The sequence below is a fragment of the Pedobacter jeongneungensis genome (genome assembly GCF_039538295.1).
GTDB lineage: Bacteria > Bacteroidota > Bacteroidia > Sphingobacteriales > Sphingobacteriaceae > Pedobacter > Pedobacter jeongneungensis.
The window spans coordinates 314,452-339,834 of the sequence record NZ_BAABBY010000006.1 but is presented as its reverse complement, the minus strand read 5'-3'; the positions used below and the strand labels follow the sequence as shown (position 1 = coordinate 339,834).

The following is a 25,383-nucleotide window of genomic DNA, read 5'->3' as shown; positions in this document are numbered from 1 at the left end:
AAAAACGGTTTGGTTCTTGGATTGACGAGACAAGGCAACACATAAAATTTCGCTTGATTGGTCTGTGAGGACACAGACCAAGTGAAAAATAGTTTAAATTGTTTGGTTCGTGAAGGTACGAACCAAGGAAACGAGTATTTTATTGTATCTGTCCTTTTCATCTTTTTAGTTATCTCGATTTCCATAACGCCACTAATAAGATTGCTTCGTACCTTGCAATGACGGATCATTTTGAAAAACCGATTTCAGGTAGCTGGTATTGGCGCTGAAGTTATATTTTACGTTGGTGGGCTGTTTTGCATCCCTGCTTCTTTCTACAACCAGCCAGCCACTCCAGCCCATGTCATCGAGCGTTGCTTTTACTTTATTTAAATCGATTTTGGGATCGTTTTGCAGCCAAACGCCATCTTCATTGGTCGCATGGATCTGAATGAGGTTTTTCCTGCCCAAAATTTGCAACTCCTTGCATAAATCCCTTCCGTTTTTAATGGCATTAGAGAAATTAAAATAACTTTTTACATTTTTAGAACCGATATCTTTAAGTAATTGCAATTCACCCGTTGCATCCAAAGCAGTTTCAATTCCAATAGTAACGCCTGCTTTTGCAGCCATTTTAGCCACTATTTTCAGCCTTTCTACAATCGGTTCGCGCAGTTCAGGATTTTTGACCAGATCGCCCTGAATGCCCAATGGCAGAAAAACGACTTTAATATTCATTGCTTTGGCCGTGTCGAGGCAATCCTGTATCATTTTTTGATAGGTTGGGCGTTTGGCGAACGATTGCGCATAAAAGCCGGTCATGGCCAGTGAGCAGAATTCCAGATTCAGTTCTTTGGCTTTATCCAGATATTCCTGTCTGATTTTTGGATCAGCCAGTTTATTGTCGAAGGTTTCCCTGTCGCCCAAGCCACCCATATCGATTTCCAAACCATCTGCGCCAATTTCTTTTGCAAGTGGTAAAGCGCTAATTTTCTGACGTTTGAGGATCATGAGGTCAATTACCGAAACTTTATACCTGTTTTTCTTTTCTGCAGCAAAAAGCAACTGATCGGGAAGTAATAACACGCCGGTTAGCAAGGCCATTTTACCTATAAAAGTTCTCCTGTTCTGAATTTGCATACCCAATTATTTTGTTGCGTTTAACGGAAATAACTTTTCCAGGTTTTCAAAACCCATAACCGCATTTTTAGGCAGTTTTTCGCCTTTATCTCCAAAAACATACATCGCATTTTCCTTTTCGATGGTTACTTTGCTCTCGTCATATTTTCCCGTCTTATCTTTAACAGCAGCGCCATTGAGCTTAAAGTTTTTGATCAGGAAATCGTAGAGCGCAATGCGTTTATTGACGCCAAAATCATGTTTTTCCTCTGGTAAATGAACATTTTCCACTTTATCCTGAACACCGTAATAGGCATACATTTTTTGCAGATAAGGAAAATCATGTTGTGGCGTGTGAGCCGTCCAGTCGCTACCGTCCGAAACCAGTAACTGGGGTCGTGGGGCAGCCATTGCGGCTAATTCTACATTATCCGTTCCACCGCCACATTGATGAATGGGCATGCCGCTTTCGCATGGACAACCGCCATAAAAATAAGATGACATCGCCACCACCGGTGCGCTCAGCTTAATTCTGTCGTCCATAGCGGTCATTAAGATCGAATGACTTCCGGCACCAGAGCCGCCACTAATGCCGATTCTTGCTGTATCTGTTTCTTTAAGGGACGAAAAATAATCCAAAATCCGGATGCCACCCAAGGTTTGCACGGTTTGTGCCAAACTGCGGCGATGATCTTCATATTTAAACTGGAGCATAGATTCGCCCCAGGCAAATAAATCGTAACTAAATGCCATTGCTCCCATCCTGGCTATTGTTGCACAACGGATCTGGCAATCTGGTCTGTAGCGTTGTTTCTCCCAGTGCCCATCGGGGCTTAAGACCACCGGGATTTTACCTTTCACATTTAAAGGCTTATAAAGTGAGCCATTGATCCACACACCAGGCAAAATCTCCAAAGCGATATTTTCTACCGAATAGCCATCGAAAATTCTTTTTGGGGTAATAATCGGTTTTGAATTTGGTTTCGCCGGCAATGGCGATAACATTAAAGCCTGATAAAGTTCGGGTTTAATTTCTGCCTTGCGTTTTTCCCAGCTCGCCTGATCGTGGTATTTGGTTGCCAAACTATCGAGATAAGCCCATCCATCCTGAACTTCCCAACGGTAATATTCGTACTCTTTCAGTTTGTAAACTCCGGGTTTTTCCTTGTTGACTTTCATATCCAGAGGCGTTAGCACATTGCCTAGTGTTTCATCCACGTTGCTACGGAAACGCCATTCGGCATAGTTAACCCATTTGTCTTTTACCTGTGGCTCTGAATATTTGATCTGAACTTTAAAACGGGTCTGGATCTCTTTAAGGACATCAACTAATGGTTTTTTATAAAGGTTATCGGTGTTTTGGGTTTGGGCGGAGCCCTTACCTGGAAAAGATAGGTAGATAATAAATAATATAGCTAAGTACCTGAACACCCTACCCGTCATTGCGAGTGCTGATTTTTCATCAGCCGAAGCAATCTCTCCCAGCAAAATAGATTGCTTCGTCGTACCTCCTCGCAATGACGATCGCCAAAACCACGAAATAACGTATTTAATAACATTTATCATCTTAACCCTCCTCGTTTTTAGTTTCCGTAATCACGGGTGCAGTATAACCTTTCAGTTTTGGCCAAACGCCATTTTTAATTTTCTTTAGCTTTAACTTTGATGGATCGACCACCACATGCTTGATTTTTTCTCTTCTCCAGGTGTAAATAAAGTGCAGCATGCCATCGCTGGTTTGGATAACCGCAGGGTAAGAATACTGGCTGATTGGTGAATCTTCCAATATTAAAGCAGCATACCATTCTTTGCCATCTTTAGAAATGGAAACATTTAATGGCGTGCGAGGTCCTTTTGCTAAATCTCCCGGAGGCAATACATGGTTATAAACCAAAACCTGGCGACCATCTTTCAGGGTTACTGCATCGGTTCCTGAATTATTATTTGGCAAAGATGTTTTGGTTAATGCGGACCAGGTTTCGCCGTTATCGTTAGACCAGGATTCTACAATGGCACGGTTGGCAGTTCTGGCTAAAATCTGCAATTTTCCATTTCCATATTGTAAAATGCTGGGTTGAATGGCTTTAATGCCATTTTCTGGCAGCGGACCAACGGTTCTCCAGGTTTTGCCATTATCCTTGGTAACTTCGAAATGGATTTTCCACCCGTCGCCTTCTTTGCTCGATGGTGCAAAAAGGTTTCCGTTGCTTAACAAAACGGGTTTATTTTTTACAGGTCCGATATAGCCATCAGGTAATTTTGTAGCCTCAGACCAGGTTTTACCACCATCTTTTGAGGTTCTCATCATACCCCACCACTCGGAAGGTTTGGGACCGATTTTGTAGAACAATAACAAATCGCCACCCGGAATCTGGTATAAAACAGGATTCCACGTTGGTAATCTTTTTCCTTCAGTTTGAACGCCGTTAGCCACCGAAACCGGCGCTAACCATTTACCATCTACAAAACGGCTGATGTAAATTTCAACATCAGGATTACGTTCCTTTGTTCCCCCAAAAAACGAAGCCACCAAACCTGTAGGCGTTTCGGCTATGGTTGCAGAATGGCACGATGGAAATGGAGCTTTATCGTACAGAAATTCTTGCTTTACAATGCCGGTTTGCCACTTTTCTACCTGCGCATTCGCAGTTAAAGCAAATAATACAATTGATATGGTTAAAATTTTCTTGAACATATTATTTTTAGTTTCCGTCATTGCGAAGCTGATTTTTCTTCAGCTGAAGCAATCTATCCTATTTAGAAAGATTGCTTCGTCGTTCCTCCTCGCAATGACGAGATATCGATTATTGTTTTGCTTTAGCTTCTTTTATCTTTTTAGTATAAGCACTATAGAGTGCTCTCCAGCTGCGTCCGTTGTTATTGAGTAATTGTTCTGATTTGGTTTTATAGATTTCGAAAATAGCCGAAATTTCTTTCATATTTTTATAATCTACGGCCTGTTCGCGTGCCTGTTTTAAGAATGACAGGATTTTAGCTTCTTCATCTGCAGTTAAATCCGGAACGATGGCCTTGTAACCTTTCATCGTAAAATCGACCTTTCCGATAGTATATTTATCTAAAACTGCTTCAACCTGCTGAGGTGATAAATTTTTATTCAATCCATCCATTAAAGCCTGATGTACAGTTATTGGCATGGCAGAATCAGCAATAATTTGTTTATCGAGGTCGTTTAATTTGTTTCCGGTTACAGGATTTATGCCATCAGGAACGGTTGATGAAGGATGATCGTTATGCCAGTCTTTAACAGTAGTTAAATGAACTGCGATTACATTTTCTACAGTGTTTTTCTTCGCTGCATCGGTTAAATTTAATGTTGCAACCCACTCTTTTGCTTTGATTAAAATATCCTCGGGTATGACTACATCTTTGGTTTGACTAAATGCGCTTACTGAACTGATCAGTAAGGTTATTGTTAGTAATGATTTTAATAGCTTTCTCATAATTGTGTTTAATTTTTTCGTCATTGCGAGCCTGATTTTTCATCAGGCGAAGCAATCTGCTCTGCAAAAGAGATTGCTTCGTCGTGCCTCCTCGCAATGACGACTATTTTATCTTTATTTATTCTCCACCACAAAAGCATAATCCCCTGAGCCAATCTCATAAACGGCCCTGTTATGCTCCATTTTTATAAATTTTAAATCTTTAATTGATTTTATCTTTTCTGAAATTTCATTTTTATTATTTGCAGGAACATAAACCAAAGCAGATGTATTTGCCGGAATGCTGATGTTCCATTTAAACTGATTTCCGGTTTTTGTGTAGTTGCTTTTGATCATGCCATAAACGGAATTGTAGCTGGCATTTACCGAATTTAAGCCATTAATCATTTCTGGTTTCATTACAATCTTTTTGAAAGCAGCACTTTCTGATTTAATTCCGGCGAGGTTTTCATAATACCAGATCAGTAAATCGCCCAGCATCATTACGTGGTTTTGCGAATTCATTTTCGGATCTGCGGTGTTGCCATTCCATAATTCCCAGATTGTTGTAGCACCATTTTCGACCATATAACCCCAGCCCGGATAAGTTTTTTGTGTAGCTACGGTATAAGCCAGATCTGGCCGGCCGTAATCATTTAAACAGCGCATTAACCATTGGATGCCGACCAAACCATTACTTAAATGACCTTTGTTAGTAATCTCAACTGTATTAGTAATATTTTTAAAAACAGTTTCTATTTTATTTTGGGGTACCATTCCGAAGTATAGCGGAATAAGATTATCGGTTAGTGCATTCTCCGCATAATAACCCTTGTCGTTATAATATTTCTGGTTAAAAGCGTCCTTAATTTTATCTCCTAAAATCCGATAGGTTTTTACGTCTTCTTCGTTATCGATTGCCTTACCAAACTGGATCATCAATTGGGTAAAATGGTAATAATAGGCAGTTGAAATTAACGCAGAAGGATATTTTTTATCGGCACTCTTTCCTCTTCCGGATTCGATGGTAACTGGTGGCATACACCAATCGCCGTAGCTGTCTTTTGTCAGGATATAATCAACCATGTAGCGATCCTGCATGTAGGCCAGCCACTTTTTCATTGCCGGGTAATTATCACGCACCGCAGTAATATCGCCGGTTTGTTTGTAAAGCATTTCAGTAACCAAAAGCATTGCCCCGGGCCAGGTCATGTTATCACTGTAGTACCGCCAGAATGCAGGAGCAACATCGGGGATGGCGCCATCCTCTTTTTGCGAGTTGCGGATATCCTGCAACCATTTTGCATAAAACCTGCCATTATCAAATAGGAAATTTTCTCCGTAAGCTACTGCGCCCCTGTCGCCCAGCCATGGCATGCGCTCATTACGTTGCGGACAATCGACCGGAATGCCTTTGTAACTGCCTGCAATTCCCCACCAGGCATTTTTAAAAATCTGGTTGGTTAAGGCATCAGAAGTTTCGAAAGTTCCAACCGTTTTAATATTGTCGTAAATCATTTTCCCGACGAAATCATTTACAGTTGGCTCGTAACCATACCCTGAAAGTTCAACATACCTGAATCCCCGATAACTAAAAGCAGGTTCCCAGGTTTCCATTTCTCCGCCTTTTAGGGTGTAGAGATCAGTACATTTGGCATTGCGGAGGTTTGCGGTAAAAAGCTCTCCGTTTTCCTGTAACGATTCTGCAAAACGCAATTTAACCTGTTTTCCTTTTGCACCTTTTACCTTGATCTGCAACCAGCCTACCATATTTTGTCCCATGTCGAGGATAAACCTTCCGCCAGCTAATTTTGAAATGGAAACGGGTTTTAGTGTATTCATCACCCGCATATTTTCGTTCATTTGCGCTTCGATGGTTCCGGTCGGTTCCTGTACAAATTCGGCTTTTGTCCATTTACTATCGTCGAAACCAATTTTGTTCCAGCCAGTAGCCTCTTTTGTGGCATCATATTCTTCGCCATCGTATTCGTTATTGGTCCTGATTGGTCCATCAGCCGTCCCTTTCCAGCTATCATCTGTATCAACGTTGGCGGTTGTTCCATCTGTGTACACAATATTGATGTTCATCAGCATTTTCGGAAAACCGAATGTTTTAATTTTATAGGGTTTTTCATTTTGGCGCATCGCGAAAAAACGACCATTACCTAAAATTGTACCTACTGCATTTTTACCGTTTTGGATATAACTGGTTACATCGTAGGTATTATACTTTACATTTTTGGTATAATCGGTTGGGGATGGAGATAACACATCTTCCCCTACTTTTTTTCCATTGATAAATAGTTGGTATAAGCCCAAACCTATAATTGAGGCTGTTGCTGATTTAATCTGTTTAGTAATCTGAAATTCCTTCCTGAAATACCTTGCCGATAAACGAGAATCAGTTTTAATGTTATCCCAGGGGAAAGCCCTGTCGAAGCCGATCCAACCCTTTGGCCAGTCTTTATAATAAAGCAAACCCATTGTAAAATAGTTATTTGCCGACCACTCGCTTTGTCCGGCAGTTGTCCAGGTTTTTACTTTCCAATACGCTTTTAGCCTGCTATTGAGTGGTTTTCCACTATAAATTACGTGAATCGATTCTGATGAATTTACTTTTCCTGAATCCCATAAATCGCCATCATTTGCCTTTAACTTTTCTTCTGATGAAGCAACTAAGATCTGATATGCGGTTTGCATTACATTACGCTCTTTGGAAATGATATGCCAGGCGAACCTTGGTTTTTGAACGTCGATTCCCAATGGATTTTCGAGCATCTCACAGGTGGTATGCTGCAAAACGATTTGCGCCACCACTTTTGAAAATGGCAGTAAGCAAATGCAGATGATCGATATATAGGTTTTAATGTTCATTCTATTTTCTTTAAAGATTAGTTCGTCATTGCGAAGCTGGATTTGCGCGAGCTGAAGCAATCTTTTTTGCTAAGTTTCTTGTTTTTACATCATTCTTTTATTGAGATTGCTTCGTTGTGCCTCCTCGTAATGACGACGCGTCGATAGAAAAATCAAAATACAAAGTCATATTTAATGCCCTCGTCGCATCTTTATCAAAATCATAAAATACATGTTTCATGCCCATTGGTCCGGTGGTTTCTGGTTTCTGTGTTTTAGTGCCAATTGCCGAAATGCCATTCATAAAGGAAATATCACCGTTCGGAAAAGTCGGACTCATGTTATCGTATTCGGTATCTTTTGATTTTTTTGGTGTAAATAACCTCAAAAACACATCTTCATGATCGGTTACCACTTTAAAAGATTGCTGTTTGCCAATAAATTCGCACCAGTACATGTTCGAATAATAGCCTTTAAACTCAGGATATTGCCATGGTGCTTCGCCGGTTGCGGAATTGTTATAATCCTTTTTCCAAATACCAAATTGCGTGCCTTTCATCCGGTTTTTCCAAACACGGTACGGACCGTTGCCTTTATATTCTACAGCTTTAATGTCAGTTTCAGGATAAGAAAAATTCAAACCCACGAAAGTGGTAAAGTAAGCCGATGGAAAATAATTTACCTCCATTTTTAACCAGCCTGAAGGATAAATGGTCCATTTTAAGGTATTGAAACTTTCTTTTTTATCAAATTTGGATGAAATCACCAGGTTTCCATTTTCCATTTTAGTAGTGAAATTTTTAAAATTATTTTCACCTTCCTGTAAAACCGGACCATTTGAAAACGGAATGATACCTTTTGCATTTTTGGCCTGTTGTAATAATCCGGTTGTTTTATCAAATGTTAAATCAATACCGTTTGACGAAACCTGGTACGTTTTGGCATCTTCTTTTAAAATGACTTTTGAAGCTCCTGTTTTAACCACCAATTGCTCTGCATCATCTTTTGGCAAAGCAATAGGGAAACTCCAGGTAAATAATTCTTTGCCATCAGCTCCGTTTGCAGTAAGATAAAGTGCATCAAAATTTCTCCAATCTGCAGGAAGATTGATTTTTAATTTTCCTTTTTCAAGAGGTTTAATATTAGGCGCATCTGCTTTTCCACTTTTAAATTCAGCATCCTCACCTGCTTTTAGTTTTTTGAGTTTCCAGCTGAAAGTACATTGGTTAAGATTGGTGAAAGCATAACGGTTTTCGAGCAGGAATGAACCGTCAAATCCAGCGGTCATTTCTCTTTTTTCAACAAAAACAGGGCTCCAAACCTCTTTAATGGTATAAAAACTCCCTTCTTTTTCGTGGTATGGGCCAACAATCCCGTCGGGACCATGATTTCCATCAGTATCCAGTTCGCCGTTTTTATCAGTACGCACTACCCCCTGATCGGCGAAATCCCAAAGAAAACCACCTGCAGAAAGCGGATTGTTCCACATGGCATTCCAGTAATCTTCAATGCCTGCACCATGACCACCATCCCACATGCCATGCAGAAATTCGGTAGGCATTAAAATGTTGTGTCCATGATCGTAATTACCAATTCCGTAATTAAATTCGCGGTAATGTGTGGTTTCGAAACCGCCAAAAACCTCCCATGGGTGGATTAATGGACGCTTTTGTATATCTTCTTCAGCGAAAAGATGGTCGAGTTCGCGGTTATGTCCGCCTTCATTTCCATTGGCCCAAAAGATAATCGATGGATGATTTTCATCGTTCAACATCATTTCTTTCATTAATTTGGTGCCTGTTGGTGTATCGTAAGTGCCATGCCAGCCAGCCAGTTCGTCCATTACAAATAGTCCGAGTGAATCACAAACATCAAAAAAGTGACCATCAGGAGGATAATGCGACATCCGAACGGCATTCATGTTCATTTCCTTCATCAATAACACATCGGCAATACTGATTTTTTTACTTGTAGTACGACCTGATGATGGATAAAAAGAATGACGGTTTACGCCCTTAAATTTCATTTTTACACCGTTGATATAAACACCATCGCGTTCTTTTACCTCTACCGTTCTGAAACCTGTTTTTTTAGAAAACTGATGGATTTCCTTTCCATTTTTGATCAAAGTAAATTGAGCAGTATAAAGATTTGGAAATTCTGTTGACCATAATTCAGGATTAGAAAATTGGTGGCCAAGCGTAATATTTTGAGTTCCTTTTTTTATTGAAGTGTTAAACCGATCGCCAAAACGTTTTCCATCTTTTGTAAAAAGTTCTACTTCAACTTTATCGGCATCACCTGTGTAAGCGATTTTTGCGTCGAAATTTCCATTGGCTTTTGCATCTATTTGTACCCTATTAATATGTGTTTGAGGTAACGATTCGAGGTAAACCGGTCTGAAAATACCTCCGAAAATCCAGAAATCAGCCTTACGCTCTGCATTGTTTACTGATGGATTAGCAGAATGTTTTGAAACGGTAACTTCCAGTAGATTATCAGCGCCCAGCTTAATTAATTTTGAAATATCGTACCTGAAAACATAAAAAGAGCCCTGATGCGTTTCTCCTGCTGATTTTCCATTTATTTTCACCTCGGTATCAGTCATCGACCCTTCGAAAACAATGTTGATTTTCCTGTTTTTCCATCCGGCAGGAACTTTAAAAGTGTATTTATAAAGCCCTTGTTCCTTACCTTTATTTTCTTCTTTATTGAAACCATAATTGTATTTACCAAAACCCTGTAACTCCCAGTTTGAAGGCACCGGAATAGTGGTCCACTTGCCCGAATTCGCTCCTGCTGTACAAAAAAAATCCCAGTTAACGGTATTGTCGTTTCCAGTTCCGGACAGGTATAATTTCTCTGTTTGCTGTGCCTTTACGCTACAGATCATTATTATTAAACACCAGAAAAGTATAAATCTGCGCTTCATTAATTGGTTTTAAATTGTTTGATTAAAGGATTATCGGTTCTGAAAGGTAATGCGGGCAAACCGTTACTGTAAAAATTTCCGGTTGGATTTTCGGTCCAGTTGTAACGCACAGCCACCGGGTTTTCGATCCCTTTTGCTGAAACAACAACTTTTCCATCTTTCATAGTAGCCTCTGCATTAATGAATTTTCCATCATTTCCGGCAATTGTAAATCCTGTGATGGGCGATAAATGATCAGTTTTTAAATAATCAAAATCCAGGATTGCCTTGCCCCCAACAAAAGAAACACTTTTGTAAACCGGGCCAGAAAAATCTATTTTTAGGTTGTAGGTTTTACCCAAAGCCAATAACGCTAGTCTTCTGCCTACTTCCCATTTATAGGTTGGGTGCAAATCCCCTCCGTTATCATTTAAATCTAAAGTGGAAATCATGCCGGTATTTGGCAAGCGTAAAACCTGTTGCTGAGCCTCCCAAAAGTTAGGTTCGGTATCAGACGTTAATACCACCTTATCGCTTTTTTGCTTACTGTAATCGTAAGGTGCAATTTGTACGTAATAAAAAGGCATTTGCTCGCCCCAGGCTTTGCGCCAGAGGTTTACCAATGTTTTTAATTTATAGGAATAACTGATGGTTTCATTCAAAAAGCAGTTGGTTTCGCCCTGATACCATAAAAAACCACGGATTTTGAATTTCGCAAGCGGCTCAATCATGGTGGTATAAAACTTTCCGGGATCGTTGCTTACTTTCTGGTTTGTAAAATAGGTTTCCTGTGCAAAAGCTTCTAGAGCTACCCAGGGCTCAATGGCGCTACCTGAAACGGAAGAAGAAATCATGCCCACAGGTACACCCAATTTCTCCTGAATTTCCTTCGCGTAGAAATAGCCTACAGCCGAAAAAGCACGTAATGCTGAACCTTCTGCCACTGCCCAACTTTTATGAATCGAATCTGGCTTGTTTAGCTGCTTGCGGTTTACGAGGAAAATCCTGATTTGTGAATTTTTAGCTTTTTCTACCGCATCAGAAGGGAAACCCAGTTTTTCATTTTTAGGCTTAGGGATTTTAGCCAGCTTACGCATTTGATACTCCATGTTCGACTGACCTGAACATAACCAAACTTCGCCCACCAAAATATTGGTTAATTCAATTTTATTTGTACCTGAAATGGTCATGGTTTGTGCTTTCGATGACGTTTTTAAAGGCGCAAGTACAACTGACCAGTTTCCATTTTTATCGGTTATGGTTTCTTTTTTCTGACTGGCAAAAACGACCTTTATTTTCTCCCCCGGGGCAGCATAACCCCAGATATTAAGTGGTTTATTACGTTGTAAAACCATATTGCTGGAGAGAATTTGCGGCAGGAGGATTTTGGCATTGGCGGAGAGGCAAAATAAAGTGGTCAAACCCGTCATTATCGTCATTGCGAGGAGGCACGACGAAGCAATCTTTTTTGCCTTACACATAGATTGCTTCGCTTCGATGAAAAATCGAAGACTCGCAATGACGGACGCCTTAAAAACTGCAAACCTTAAACCTAAAACTGAAAACTGCCTCAAAACCCCTCCGTTTTTAAATATTTAACTGAATAAACTGCTTCTTTTGTTGATTCACCAGCATTTTTTAAATCATAAGTCTGATCGGCCGGGGTATCTACATCAGGAAAACGGCGAACATCACCGGTACGGAAAACAATACGCGAAACATCAGCCACTGGCTGGAAAGCCAAACTGGTCAATGCTTCTTTTCCATTCACTGTAATGGTGTAGAAACGGGTAAAGGCATCCAGTTTTAATTTGATGTCGTAATTTTTGCCAGCTTCGTATTTCATGAAGTTTTTATAACGCGCTCCGGCCTTTGCACTAAGTGTTCCTGCGGTATCGAAGGTTAAACGCACTGTAGCGGTTCCTTTTGCATCCTGTAATTCAATTTCAAGCAAACCGAAGTTATTTTGCTTGGGTGTAACGGAAAAAGAAGTAACGATTTTCTTCGATGCAGGGAACAATCTTTCCGCTTTTGCATAATCAAAGGGATCTTTATCTTTTAAGATTAAAGCTCCATCCTCAACTTTTACAGGTGCCCAAAGCGGACTGTATATGTTCCACATTTCGAGCGCTCTATCTTTTGATAATTTGCCGAAATCATCATTTACATGCTGCGTTGCCCTATCATTAACCGGTACAGGAACCGAAGAAATCCAGATATCTTCTTTGTTCATACTATAGGTTACCCATAATTTGCTGTCTTTCGGCTTTCCGTTTCCTTCTTCAATGCCACGTACATATTGCGGACCGTACGATTTGTAATTACCACCATAACGCATCGGAGTGATTTCGCCATTTACTAATAACAAATTGTTATAATCCAGGCCGTTTTTACTGGTTGATATGGCTAGAGGCCATCTATATTCTGAAGGATTATAAACGGTTGCATAATTTCCGTCAGCAGTTTTTTGCCCCCAGATTTTAGCATTGCTGTTTACAAAACCAGGCGCCCGGAAGGCACTTTCAGGCCAGCTTTTGCCATTATCGGTACTGATTGCCGTTAGGGCATTTTTCCATAAGCCCACCACTCTGCCATCGGGTAAATGGTAGTAGCTGAATGCTTTATATTGTTTCTGTAAAGTAATTAAAGGATCTTTTCTATCTGCTTCTTCGTTCCATTGTTGCGTCATTAACTTATTTGATAACAATTCATTACAGGCTTCAATAAAAGCTTTACTTTTGCTTCTGGTATAAAGTGGATATTTGGTGTTTTTTTCCGTATAGCCCGGATTGTAATGGATAAAATAAATCGGACCGTATTTTCCATCAGGCAGAATTTCCCTTACTGCCCGTCCAATTCCATGCCCATCGTTGGGATCGTCTTTGGCATCGAAACTAATGGCATAAAAACCTAGAACGAGGAATATGTTTTTGGTAGAAACATAAAAGCCCATGCGCTGGTGCATCACGGCATCCAGGTCTTTTGCTATATCAGTTCTGCCCTCTTTTGTAGTGCCATCAGGAATACGGTAAATCGGAAAAACCACTTCAGGTGTAGTCCAGGTATAACCATCTGTTGAAGATTGCATCAAAGTTTGTCCGGGCGGAATGCTCTCGCCCACTTGATCACTTAAATATTCAATGTAAAATTTATTATTCCAGTAAGCCAGCATCGGCGCATGGTTATAAGTCCAGCCGAAATTTTCGGCCAGTTCAGGATGCTCGCGGTTTGCCCTGAACGTCTGGATGCTGTGTACGCCCATCACCGGCGAAAGCTGTCCATGATGATAATCGGCATTAACCAGGGTTTTCCCTGTGTAACGCACGGTATCCTGCGCCTGCGCGGTTGAAAGCACAAGTGCAAATGGCAGGGTTAAACAAAGTATTTTAAATGTATTCATGTTCTAATTTTATTCCTGTCATTCTGAGCGCAGCGAAGAATCTCTAACCGACTAGCACTACCTGAATTTGACATACCACCAATGGTTTAGTGATTTGTTAAAAGCAAGTTTTCCATCGCTTGCGGTTCCTTCGTGCCTCAGGATGACAGCGGTATTAACGTGTGTTCCCTATCAATCCTTCTATCACGCTCTTTTTCACTTTTATAATCGTTCCGTGTTTATGTCCTTCTGGTACTGAAACTTCTGCTGTTACATCTTTAAAATTTTTAAAATCAGCGGTTTTATAAGCCGAATAAATCTTTTGTCCGTAAGCATCAAAATAGATCAGCCAATCGTTTTTTACTTTAACAACCGTTGGTCCTTCCGTTAATTTTGGGCTAAAAGTTTTAGAAATGTTTTCATAAGGACCTAAAACATCTTTTGCGAAAGCCACTTTTAAGTTCCTGTTCGGACGGGTATTGTCTTTCAAAACCAATACGTAATCTTTAGTTTTTCTTTTTACAATTACCGCATCAATTACACTGAAACCGGGATCTAAAAAGAGTTTGGGTTCAGAAAAAGTCACAAAATCTTTAGTGGTGATGCTGTACATGCGGTGGTTGTTTTCTTCCTCTTCAATCCCTTTAGTAAATCGAAATGGAATAGTTGATGCCCAAATGATTACATATTCCTTTTTCTCATCATCGTAAAAGATTTCCGGTGCCCAGACATTCACGGTTTTTGGCTCTTTTTCCATTACCGGAAGAAATTTTTGTTCGCTCCAGTGGATTAAATCTTTTGAACTGGCATAACCGAAGCCTTTATCACCTTTCCAGCTGCAGGTCCAAACGAGGTGGAATATACCATCAGGCCCTTGCACGATGGATGGATCGCGCAACACTTTTTGTGTGCCTACTTCGGGTTTTAAAAAGGTTTTGTTTAAATCTGTCCAATGGTAAGCATCATAACTGTATAAAAGCCTTAAACCTTCGTTTGCCGGTTCGTGAAAGGAAGTAAACAAATAGGCTTGTTTAGTGCAGGAGCTTAATCCGCACAAAAGCAGGCCAATAATGGCTAAGCGCAATGATGTTATGGATTTTGGTTTAAACACTGTTTTTATATTCTTTAGTTTAATTGTCAGTCTGAGCTGAGTTGAAGATTTGGGGTGGTTTCTCGCTAAAAGAGCCTGAAATAAATTCAGGATGACGATCCTTTATAAGACAAACGCCTTTTGCTACACCCTGCACCTATATCTCCTCCAGCACCAACACCCAATCGTTTCCATTTGCAGGTTCGCCGGGCGGGTTAAATTCTTTAATTCCTTTATTTTCAAATTCACCGATTTTTGTGGTTTTGCCTGTTCTTGGATCAAACCAGGATGCTTTTACCTCATCACCGTCAATTTTGCCCAGCTGAACGCTAAAATTGCGGCCGGTATAAGTATAGAGCATCGCGTATTCTTCTCCTCTTGTAGCGAGGATTCGATCGTACTTTTCGCCGTTTTTACCTGCAACCAAAGTTTGGTCGGGTACGCGATCGAAATAAGGATGTGCCAGCATTAAATCTTTTAAATACTGCATCTGTTTTGCTCCCGGCGCATTAATTGCCGTAATCCATTGGTCTTTGGGACCATAAGCAGGTTTTAAATCTGTCTTTTTGTACATCTGCATCACCGAATTATGGCCGTAAGTGTAACCAAAAGCGCCTGCAAAAACCGACCAGTAACCATATCTTCTTACATCGGCATCCGTCCAACGGGGCTGTGTAGTATCATGCAAACCTTGCGGAATATCCTCGTAAGATGGTTCGCCATCGATTGTTGGTTTAACAGGCTTTAATTTATAATCGGCTTCAATGTATTTCCAGTTGTCTTCTCCGTAATGCAGTTTTTCGTTTTTAGAAGTATCCTGATCATAGCGGCGATGACCAGATTGTACCATATCAAAATCGTACCATTTGGCGTTATGGAACCATTGTGATGAGGCTGTTCTTCCCCTTGGGTGAAAAGTGATAAGGTGGTTGGGATCATTTGCCCTCAAAGTTTCGCCAATGGTATTCCAAACATCAGCCCCGTCGCTTCCTTTAATGTCGCCACCATTTAACCAGATGATGTTCCATTTATCTTTATAACGTTTTGCCAGAAACTCCGAATAAACCTTTGCCTGCGATTTATTTACTTTTTTGTTTTTCACATTGGTGCCCCAAACCGGAACTAAAGCCATATAAAGGCCTTTTTCTGCAGCCTGATCGATAATGTAATCTACATGGTCCCAGTAATCGTAAGCTAAAGAATCTTTGGGATTGTTGCCAGGTGTAAGCATTGGTTTTGAAACATCAGCATGAACAACTGATGAATCCAAATACACATTCCGTGAGGGAACATCGTGCAATAACATTACCTGGATCACATTAAAACCTTTTTGTTTACGGTCTTCGAGGTAAATATTCGATTCTTCGCGGGTTAACCTGCTGAACAATAACCAACCGGTATCGCCCAACCAAAAGAAAGGTTTTCCATCGCCTGTGGTCAGGTATCTGCCATTTTCGGAAACCAGAAGGCTTTTATCGCCAAAATGTGGCTTTTCTTTACACCCAAACGCGAGGCAGGAAACAGCAAGGAATAAAAATATTTTGGTTTTAAAGTTCATGTTAAATTTTATTGATGATGATGACTTCGTCGCCTGATGCTACCTTATTTAATTTCACGATGGCTCCGCCGTTTATTTTTTCTTCCTTAAGCGATTTTCCGGTTTTGCTGTTCAACACTTTTACATGGAATTTTCCAGCTGATTTACTTAAATCAAGGTTAAAAGCTTCTGCCGATGAATTGTACAAAATGTAAGCTTTGCCTGCATTTTCCAATCCATATTGTTTTGCTGATTTGCCTTCCGGAAGAAATGGTTTCATTGCAGATGCGATGCTTAAAACCGATGCGTCAATACCTTCCACATTGGAAAGTGAACCTCCTGCCATTAAAATTGCCCATCCGAAAGTGTCGAAACTATCTCCTGAATAAATCACTGCTTTTTCAGAGAATCTATTTTTATATTCCGATACCGCATGATAAACTTCTTCGAAAGATGTTTTTTTCGGTTTTAGCAAACGGGCGTGTTGACGGGGGGCCAAACTTAACCCGCCCTGTGGCGCATAAGCCGTTCCATCTGCCTGGTAATGCCAGTAACGGATATCGATCAGGTCTACTACTGAAGCACGCTTTGGATCGGCCAAAATTGCATCCTGAACATCTTTGGTTACGCTTAAACCGATAACCGGATGTTTACCGGTTTCTTTTTCCCATTCGTTAATGGTATCGATCCAGAACTGAACGAAATGCAAAGGACCAGTAAATTCGGCACCAATTAACTGGATTACTCCCGAGTTTCCATTAAAATTTTCCAGGCATTTGCGGATATAAGCCTTATGAATGGCCCTGCGGTGCTCATTTGTGATATCATAAAACTGTTCGGCTATGAAAATGCGTTTATCGCCGGCATAAGGCACTGGCTCAGGGAAACCCGTATTATTGATGTTATTTGCAGTACGCCATGGAAAATCGGCATAATGTGCACCCGCTTCGATAATATTGTGCTGAAAATAATTTTCGTGGATCAACACCAATCCTTTCTGATCGGCAAGGTTTGCAAATTGTTTTAACCTGTCCCAATACCAGAGGTTATATTTGGTGATGTCGTATTTACTCAAGCCATCCCAGGCTTTATCCTGTCCGCTACGGGCATAAGGCAATTCGTAAAAAGGTGCCCAAACCTCGCCATCCATACGGCGGATGCGTTCGTGATCATCCCTTCTCCTATCGTACCAAAGGCCATAGTTGTGATCTAATACTTTAACTGAACCATTTTTCATGGAATCGGTAATTTCATCCAGGTCATCGGTTAAACCGTTTCCTGAGCGACCAGGAACAAAACGAGTAATGTGGAATTTAGTGTTTTTTAATCCATACGGACGGGCACTGCCGTTCCACCAGGGCACATCCTGACGATCGCCTACAACAATTTCATTGCCACGAACCAGCCAGCCATTTTTGATCGTCATCGCGTTAGCAAGCGTCGGCTGAAGGACCTTATCCAAGCCAATTTTATCGATATTTTTTGCCTGCCCGGTTTCTGTCGGGATTTTATTCCGATCAGAAGCCGCATCAATATATTCTGAAACGGTTAAAGCAGGTTTGTAAGCTAGTTTTGTGAGTTTTTGGGCCACATCAACCGGCGGACTGCTTGATGCTTCGGTTTCTACCGGAAGAACAAAATTCCGGGCTTCGGCATCATTACCAATCCGGTCTTTTAGCTGCGCATAATATAAACTGCGGGGTTGAATCTGCTCGTTAGACATGTCCCAATAACCGTTTCCGGCAAATTGCGACCAGGTACCAAATGCCCAGTTTTGAGCAGTTGGCGGTTGAAAATTATCAACTCTTGCCGCGCTGCATTGCCAAAATACGCTGTTTGCAGCACTCCAGCCGGCACCTTGTCCATCTTGCCCTCGGTTTAAATAACTTAAGGCCTGCCCATCAATATTAACGATATCGAATAATACACCAGATGCCCAGCTATCAATTGCACCGCTAAAACTAAATGGCAGATAAGACTGACATTGAACGAAAACGTTTGGTCCGGGAGCACAGAAACCTACAGCAAAATCGTGGTAACCATATTCTGAATACAACCTCTGGAAAAGCGTTTGCTGACCAGTGGTTAAAAAAGTAAAACGGCGTTCGCCACCTATTTCGGAAACAGGAGCCAATGATTTACAGTCTTCAACCGTAATTCTTTTAGCGGTTTCGAGTACATTTACGGCAGAGCCTGCAAAATGTTCGAAAACCACCTGACGTACCCAGGCGTCTTCTACATTTTCCAAGCAGATGGCTGTCCAGCGGTGGTATTCGTCTTTAATATTTTCTTTATGATAATCTGATTCGATTTTCAGGTTTTCTACGCCTGACTGAGCGATTCTGCCCTCCCATTCGTATTTTGAAATGGTTCCTCCGCCAAATTTTGCATCTAATGCAGTAGTGATGGGTGCGTCAAAAGTAATGATTGAGCCGTTTATAGCAGTAATTTTACGGTCCCAATGAAGGTCTCTGGTTCCTGGTTTCCATCCTAAGGCACTTTCACCACCACCAAATTCTACGGTTTTTAGGGTTTCAATCCATTCTTTAGTAGAAGGGCGGTTGATGATGATTTTATCGCCCACTTTAAATCCGGCAGTATTTGCCAGTGTAATTTTATTTGCATTTACGGGTACATAGGCATCTGTGATGGCAATTGGTTTTTCTTCAATTCTGTTCTTTTTACCAAAAATCCTGATCACACCAATGCGATCTAAGCCAGTAGCGAAAATTTTGGTTCCGTTTTCACCAAATCCACTCCCACGGAGTACCACACCAGAAGCAGATAATTTTAAAGTTCCGGCAACTTCGTAGTTCCCTTTTTCCAATAAAACCGCACCGCGCAGGCCATCTTTCCCAACAGGTAATTTCGAAACATAATTAATGGCCGATTGAATCCTTAAGGTGGCATCGCCCTGTGCAACGGGAACAACAACTTTTAGGGTTGCAGTTGGTATGGCTTTTTCTCCTGCCATGTAACCTGCATAAGAAAAATCGGGAATACGGTTTCCCTGTTCATCCAGCGTATAAGCCATTTTACCATCCTTGCCCTTAAAAATTGGCTTAGGTGGCTCAACAGGTTTTGTTTTTTGCCCAAAAGATAAGTTTGCAGTTAAAAGACCAATTAGCATAAGCGCTAAGGTTTTTAGTTGTACTGCTTTTGATATATGGTTAGTTTTTGGCATTGATTATTTGTATTTGTCATGCTGAGGCACGAAGCATCTGCAACCTAATTTTTCTGATTTTGCCTAACCCACTGCCGTTGTGGAAGTTGGTTATTAAAGTTTCATTTTCATCGCTTACAGATTCTTCACTGCGTTCAGAATGACAGTAATTGCGCTAAGGCCTCACTTTATTTACACCCACCAGGCTATTTAGATACACTTCAATGTTCGAATAACCTGATTTTGATATTTTAGCAGCGTCTTTTGCATCTTTAGGATTCAGTCCGTTTTTTGTTTCCCATGCATCAGGAATGCCATCATTATCAGAATCAAGATAAGGTTTTCCTTTATATTCCGGGTAACCGCCCACCTGTGCGATATCTGAAATAATGCCCTGTTTGTAAGAATCAGCAGGCAAACGGCGCTTTACATAACTTTGTTTGTCTGGCAATTTACCCTCTTCAACATGTTCTATTTTACCCGTACTTACCTGTTTAATAATCCGTTGATCTACTGCATCTCGTACAGGTAACGAAGCTCCCGCATTTGCCAGCACATAATCGTAAGCCTTTTTGGTATCAATAATGGAGACTTTCGCCATAGGCAAAGGTTTATCCACTTTCATGGAGTCCAGCAGTTTTTGTTTATCTCGTTTACTTTCTGGCTGAACACCCCCGTCCCAGTTATTTTTGGTTACTTTTTCGTTCCCTTCGGTAATATTTCCGGTGACATAAGCTTTACCGAATTCGTTGGCGAACTTTTTATCTCTACCCGATTCAGGCTTTAAAATACGATATGAAATGGGTTCTCCGGCAGGTGTAATCGGTCCGGGTTTGTAATAGTTATTGATAAAACTATAAAATGAGGCATTATCGCCGCCATCAGCACTTCGGTTCCACCAGTTGAAAATTACATTGTTGGCGAAACCAAAATCACCGTACATGCCCACAGAGGGGTTCCGGCTGATGTTTGATGCCCAAAGGTTGCGCATAAAAGTAGAGTTTAATCCACCAATAGTACTTCCGAAAGCATGGTTATAGGTATCCAACGCTTCAGAAAATATTGAATTTTGAATGGTAACGTTTACAGTAGGCAATTTAACAGGTTTAGAACCGTCTTTCGGATCGTAAACATGGCGGTAAATCGACATGTTTTCATCTAAACCCCAGCTAGCAGAAACGTGATCGATAATGATATTTCCAACCGGATTGCCGCCAATGGCATCATCGCGACGGGTAACGTCGGTTTGCCCGCGACGGAAACGCATGTAACGGATCACCACGTCATGTGTATTGATCCATACCGATTCTCCAGCGATGCAAACGCCATCACCCGGTGCACTCTGGCCGGCAATGGTAATATAAGGTGCGCGGATAATTAAAGGTGTTTTTAACCTGATGATCCCGGAAACATTAAATACGATAATTCTTGCGCCACCCTGCTCGCAGGCTTCGCGGAGTGTACCTTTACCGGCATCGTCAAGGCTGGTTACTACATAAACTTTGCCTCCGCGACCACCAAAAGAATAAGCTCCACCGCCTTCGGCACCAGGAAAGGCCACCATTTTAGATTGAGGCAAATCGCCGGGTTTGGCTGCCCATGGAATATAAGGTTTGCCATGTCTGGCTTCTTCATCCACAATAGGTTTAACTTTTAAAAACTGCTGTTCCGATTTATCTTCGATGCTTTTCAGGAGCGAATCGGCTTTCTTTTCCATCGCTTCCGGAATAACAGGATACTGTGCAAAAGCCATTTTTCCGATGCCACAAAGTGCGATAAGGCTAAAAATAGAATTCCAGGTGCGCATGTTAGTTCGGTTTTACAATGGTAAGAGGAACAACACTATTTAAATATACCTCGATGTTTGAATAACCACTTTTGGTGATTTTTGAAGCATCAGAAGCATCTTTAGGGTTTAAACCGTTTTTCAGTTCATAAGCATCAGGCATACCATCATCGTCTGAATCTTTGTAAGGTGTGCCTTTATATTCAGGATAACCGCCAACCTGCGAAACTTCGGTAATAATTCCCTGTTTGTAAGAATCGCCCGGTAACCTGCGGTGTTCGAACTGGAAAGCAGATGGTTTTGCATTTGGATGTACTTCGATTTTACCTGTTGTAACCTGTTTAACTACACGGGTATCAACCGGATCTCTTTTTGGCAAGGTAGCTCCGGCATTTGCCAGTACATAATCTTTTGCCTGTAAAGTAGGAATAATGCTGATTTTTGGCATCGGGAACGGATCTTTTGCTTTCATGGCAGGAAAATATTTGCTGGCCTGTTCGAAAGACATTAAGTTACCTTTTTTATCTTCCATCTGAACCCCTCCTGCCCAGTTATCTTTGGTTATTTTTTCGTTACCATCAATGATATTTCCGGCTACATAAGCGCGACCGAAAACGACATAAGGCAATTTACTACGGCCAGATTCAGGCTTCAAAATGCGGTAACTGATCGGATCTTTCAGCTCAGTAACCGGTCCTGGCTTATAAAAGTTATTGATGATGTTATACTGAGCAGTGTAATCGCCACCATCTGTAGAGCGGTTGTTCCAGTTGAAAACCACATTATTTGCGAAATTAAAAATACCATTCCAGCCAATTGATGGGTTACGCGCCCCGTTATCGGCCCAAAGGTTACGTACAAAAGCGCAGTTTTCGCCACCCAAAGTCGAACCAAAGGCATGGTTCCAGTAATCCAATGCTTCAGAAAAAATTGAGTTTTGGATGGTGATGTTTACCGTTCCCAGTTTTTCTTCGGTTTTTCCGGTACTATCGTTATACATGTGGCGGTACATCGACATGTTTTCGTCTAATCCCCAGCTTGCAGATACGTGATCGATCATGATGTTCCCTACCGGATTTCCGCCAATGGCATCATCCCTGCGGCCTACAAAGGTTTCGCCCCTTCTAAAACGCATGAAACGAACAATTACATCATGCGTATTTAACCAAACCGATTCGCCAGCTACACATACCCCGTCACCAGGGGCGGTTTGTCCGGCAATGGTAATATAGGGTGCGCGGATAATTAACGGGGTTTTTAACCTGATGATTCCGGCTACATTGAACACCACAATCCTGGCCCCGCCCTGTTCGCAGGCATCGCGTAATGAGCCCGGACCACTATCATTTAAGTTTTTTACCACGATTACCCTGCCGCCGTGCCCGCCGAAGCTATAAGCACCGCCACCCTCAGCACCTGGAAAGGCCAGTAATTTAGACTGAGGCAAATCGTTCGGCCTGCCTGCCCAGGGGATATAAGGTTTACCCTCTGCAGCCTCTTTAGCCATAATTGGTTTGGCTTTTTCCCAGGCAATATCCGACTGATGATAGGCTTCTTTAAGCATCGAATCGGATGCTTTTTTTACGTCGGCCGGGATATTGGGATATTGAGCAAAAGTATAATTTGCGGAGAGCAGTAATGCTGTTGTAAACAACAGATTTAAAAAGTTCTTTTTCATTTGTGTTTTACCCGTTAAAGAAGCAAAAGAAATTTAGCTGAAATTTTTGACTGATGGAATTATCGATCATGAAATTTATAAAAATCGGCTCATTTCTGTTGATGTCTTTGGTTATAAGTTTTGGTTAGAAAGTATATTATATTTCAAATTTGCACGCAAAAATTGGCTGTTTACTGTATAATTTTGGCCAGGTATTGTATCATCTTTTCATTTGGTTAAAATGGCTGTAACAAATCAAATTCATTTTCACAACCGTGTTACAAGATAGAAATAATATTCATATATAAATGTAACATTCTTAAATGAAAAAAAAGGAAACAAATTAATGTTCCCTTTTTCTAAAAACCAAATATAAAAAACCAGGGCGGTGAGCAAACCGCCCTAAGATCGTGTTTACTTCAGCGGATCGAATGTACCGGCACCATTCATGCTATCCCATCCTATTGTTTGTTGCAGGTAAGGGCTTGCGGATAATACGGTTTGATTGATTCCAAAGAAATAATATTGAGGGTACCAGGTGAATTTCCAATTCGCCGGACTTGTTTTGTCAAGGTCGTCTCTTACGCCTACTTTAAAGTATTTATCGTAAAGGTAATCAAGATATTGATCAGCTGTGGTGATACCAGCTGGATAAGTGGTAGCATCTCTGTCAATTACCGCAACAGTACCGTTAGATTGTTTGATCAGCGGATCAATTGTTGAGGTAGGTGTTGGCGCAACATAGTCATCACCCGCCTGGTTTTTTACACTGATGTAAAAACCGGTTCTTCGAGTTCCATTCAATGGTGCAAATCCTAATCTCGAAGTTGTTGGACCCGATTCAAAAAGCATCCATCTTCTCAAGTCCCAAAATCGTTTACTTTCGTATGCAAACTCTACTTTTCTTTCATTCAGTACTGCCGCAAATAATTGGTCGCGGCTTAAGCCTACGCCCAAACCATAAGATCCGTCTGTTCCTGGTAAAATTCCGGCACGTTCTCTTATTGATTTTATGCCTTCAAAACCTTCAGGGGTTTTATCTGCACCTATAGCCGATTCGGCAAGATTAAGTACAACTTCCGCAAATCTTATTTCCATATAATCGGTTGCACTATTACTAAAATTACCTATGGTATTGCTCGCTGTTGGATTGTTTGCTTTACATAGGTATATACCGCTGCCATTAGCACCTTTTGTTTCGGTAGTTGCATTATAACCGGTATTTGCTGCTTTTTTCCAAACGTATGTCCACTGTTTGTAATTTGCATTTCCTCCATAAGGCCAGGTTGCGCCATTATAAACAAAGGTTTTATAAAAGCGGGGATCTCTGTTTTTATAGAATTTACCTTCCGTATAAGGATATGCAGCAGATGATGCATTTATGGGCTTTCCATCGCGCATCGGAAAAGCATCTACAATTTGTTTAGTGGGAGAAATGGAACCCGCCCCATTAATTTCTCTTGATCTGGTAGCCTGTTCCCATCCATTGTTTCTTTGTGTATTGCCGGTAGATAAGGCATTAAAACCAAATTCGAATACAGCTTCTATACTGTGGTCTTTTACAAACATAGCGCCCCAGGCTACACCGTTTGCCGTTCCACCTTCTTTAAATAGGCCAAATCCATTCGATTCTAATAAGGTTTTTGCTGCTAAATTGGCCTGGTAGGCTTTTTCCCAGCGTACCCGGTCATCAGTGCGGTTAAAAAGCGGACTTGCCCAGGTAAGTAATACCCTACCCTTTAAAGCTGCTGCAGCACCGGAAGTAATCCTGCCATTATCATTTCCCGACCATCTTCCGGGTAGCAAAGATATCGCCAGATCTAAATCTTTGGTTATTTGCTCAATGCAGGCCGATGTAGAACTTCTTTGGATTTCACTGGAGCTTGCCGATGAAACAATTGGGTCTTGTGGCAGCAAAACCAAAGGCACACCGCCGTAAAGCTTAACCAGTTCAAAATATTGCCAGGCTCTCCAAAAGTACATTTGTCCTTTAAATTTTGCTGTTACATCAGAAGGAAGACCGTGTTTATCAATTTCCTGTAGAAATAAATTGATCTCTTTCATACGTGTCCAGGTGTTATTGGCTACACTGCTTGGCAAACGCTGGCCAAAGTATTTCAAAGCATTTGAATTTACATAAGAAATCTGTGCCCATTCTTTATTCCAATCCGTTTCACCGGCCAGCTCATCTGTTGTTTGTGTAAAGGCCGAACTGTAGGCTCCGTTCTCGGTAGCACTTTGTACCTGCACATTTGGCGTGCCGTTATTGGCAGGCAAAAATAACCCATATACATAATCTACATAACCCGAAGCCAGTGATGCTTCCTGAAAAACCTGCTCATTAAAGCCTGCATAATCTTTTTTCTCTTCTAAAAAACTGTCTTTGCAACTGGCACTTAAAATAACCAGCGAAACCAAAACATATATTATTTTATTCTTTTTCATGTCTTTAAAATTTAATAGTATAAC

Annotated in this window: 14 protein-coding genes; all 14 read right to left on the bottom strand. The window is 41.0% G+C overall.

Annotation, left to right across the window (positions count from 1 at the left end; translation table 11 throughout):
* Nucleotides 1-192: 192 nt before the first annotated feature.
* The 14 genes from ABD769_RS13730 to ABD769_RS13665 all read right to left on the bottom strand — a co-directional run bounded on the left by ABD769_RS13730 (nt 193) and on the right by ABD769_RS13665 (nt 25,359).
* Entirely contained in the window at nt 193-1,119 is a 927-nt protein-coding gene (locus ABD769_RS13730; protein ID WP_344851990.1) for a sugar phosphate isomerase/epimerase family protein, read from the bottom strand.
* Between the two features lie 6 nt (nt 1,120-1,125).
* The gene (locus ABD769_RS13725; RefSeq protein ID WP_344851989.1) at nt 1,126-2,664 is read right to left on the bottom strand and encodes an acetylxylan esterase; all 1,539 of its coding nucleotides are present in this window, start codon (nt 2,662-2,664) and stop codon (nt 1,126-1,128) included.
* Nucleotide 2,665: 1 nt separating this feature from the next.
* Complete coding sequence (locus ABD769_RS13720; protein ID WP_344851988.1) at nt 2,666-3,793, bottom strand: sialidase family protein; 1,128 nt, start codon at nt 3,791-3,793, stop codon at nt 2,666-2,668.
* A gap of 109 nt (nt 3,794-3,902) precedes the next feature.
* Nucleotides 3,903-4,559 carry a DUF3826 domain-containing protein gene (locus ABD769_RS13715; protein ID WP_344851987.1) on the bottom strand — a complete coding sequence of 219 codons (657 nt, stop codon included), beginning with the start codon at nt 4,557-4,559 and terminating at the stop codon, nt 3,903-3,905.
* 114 nt (nt 4,560-4,673) lie between these two features.
* Complete coding sequence (locus tag ABD769_RS13710; RefSeq protein ID WP_344851986.1) at nt 4,674-7,412, bottom strand: alpha-L-rhamnosidase; 2,739 nt, start codon at nt 7,410-7,412, stop codon at nt 4,674-4,676.
* A gap of 97 nt (nt 7,413-7,509) precedes the next feature.
* Nucleotides 7,510-10,284, bottom strand: coding sequence for a glycoside hydrolase family 2 protein (locus tag ABD769_RS13705; protein ID WP_344851985.1), 2,775 nt, complete (start codon nt 10,282-10,284; stop codon nt 7,510-7,512).
* Between the two features lie 38 nt (nt 10,285-10,322).
* Nucleotides 10,323-11,657, bottom strand: coding sequence for a sialate O-acetylesterase (locus tag ABD769_RS13700; RefSeq protein ID WP_344851984.1), 1,335 nt, complete (start codon nt 11,655-11,657; stop codon nt 10,323-10,325).
* Nucleotides 11,658-11,872: 215 nt separating this feature from the next.
* Entirely contained in the window at nt 11,873-13,702 is a 1,830-nt protein-coding gene (locus ABD769_RS13695; protein ID WP_344851983.1) for a six-hairpin glycosidase, read from the bottom strand.
* A gap of 154 nt (nt 13,703-13,856) precedes the next feature.
* Nucleotides 13,857-14,792 carry a glycoside hydrolase family 43 protein gene (locus tag ABD769_RS13690; protein WP_344851982.1) on the bottom strand — a complete coding sequence of 312 codons (936 nt, stop codon included), beginning with the start codon at nt 14,790-14,792 and terminating at the stop codon, nt 13,857-13,859.
* Between the two features lie 136 nt (nt 14,793-14,928).
* A complete protein-coding gene (locus ABD769_RS13685) occupies nt 14,929-16,329 on the bottom strand; it encodes a glycoside hydrolase family 140 protein (RefSeq protein WP_344851981.1) in 1,401 nt (466 codons plus the stop codon).
* A 1-nt stretch (nt 16,330) separates the two neighbouring features.
* Nucleotides 16,331-19,492: a DUF6298 domain-containing protein gene (locus ABD769_RS13680; RefSeq protein ID WP_344851980.1), complete on the bottom strand. Its 3,162-nt coding sequence runs from the start codon at nt 19,490-19,492 to the stop codon at nt 16,331-16,333.
* Nucleotides 19,493-19,646: 154 nt separating this feature from the next.
* Nucleotides 19,647-21,278, bottom strand: a complete 1,632-nt coding sequence (locus ABD769_RS13675; protein ID WP_344851979.1) for a polysaccharide lyase — start codon at nt 21,276-21,278, stop codon at nt 19,647-19,649.
* 1 nt (nt 21,279) lies between these two features.
* Nucleotides 21,280-22,935 (bottom strand): pectate lyase family protein, encoded by a 1,656-nt coding sequence (locus ABD769_RS13670; RefSeq protein WP_344851978.1) that lies wholly within the window; start codon nt 22,933-22,935, stop codon nt 21,280-21,282.
* Between the two features lie 393 nt (nt 22,936-23,328).
* Nucleotides 23,329-25,359: a RagB/SusD family nutrient uptake outer membrane protein gene (locus ABD769_RS13665; protein WP_344851977.1), complete on the bottom strand. Its 2,031-nt coding sequence runs from the start codon at nt 25,357-25,359 to the stop codon at nt 23,329-23,331.
* Nucleotides 25,360-25,383 lie beyond the last annotated feature (24 nt).

Coding starts and splice junctions, on each gene's coding strand:
- ABD769_RS13730 (WP_344851990.1), bottom strand. CDS start 1,119: ATGCAAATTCAGAACAGGAGAACTTTTATAGGTAAAATGGCCTTGCTA.
- ABD769_RS13725 (WP_344851989.1), bottom strand. CDS start 2,664: ATGATAAATGTTATTAAATACGTTATTTCGTGGTTTTGGCGATCGTCA.
- ABD769_RS13720 (WP_344851988.1), bottom strand. CDS start 3,793: ATGTTCAAGAAAATTTTAACCATATCAATTGTATTATTTGCTTTAACT.
- ABD769_RS13715 (WP_344851987.1), bottom strand. CDS start 4,559: ATGAGAAAGCTATTAAAATCATTACTAACAATAACCTTACTGATCAGT.
- ABD769_RS13710 (WP_344851986.1), bottom strand. CDS start 7,412: ATGAACATTAAAACCTATATATCGATCATCTGCATTTGCTTACTGCCA.
- ABD769_RS13705 (WP_344851985.1), bottom strand. CDS start 10,284: ATGATCTGTAGCGTAAAGGCACAGCAAACAGAGAAATTATACCTGTCC.
- ABD769_RS13700 (WP_344851984.1), bottom strand. CDS start 11,657: ATGGTTTTACAACGTAATAAACCACTTAATATCTGGGGTTATGCTGCC.
- ABD769_RS13695 (WP_344851983.1), bottom strand. CDS start 13,702: ATGAATACATTTAAAATACTTTGTTTAACCCTGCCATTTGCACTTGTG.
- ABD769_RS13685 (WP_344851981.1), bottom strand. CDS start 16,329: ATGAACTTTAAAACCAAAATATTTTTATTCCTTGCTGTTTCCTGCCTC.
- ABD769_RS13680 (WP_344851980.1), bottom strand. CDS start 19,492: ATGCCAAAAACTAACCATATATCAAAAGCAGTACAACTAAAAACCTTA.
- ABD769_RS13675 (WP_344851979.1), bottom strand. CDS start 21,278: ATGCGCACCTGGAATTCTATTTTTAGCCTTATCGCACTTTGTGGCATC.
- ABD769_RS13670 (WP_344851978.1), bottom strand. CDS start 22,935: ATGAAAAAGAACTTTTTAAATCTGTTGTTTACAACAGCATTACTGCTC.
- ABD769_RS13665 (WP_344851977.1), bottom strand. CDS start 25,359: ATGAAAAAGAATAAAATAATATATGTTTTGGTTTCGCTGGTTATTTTA.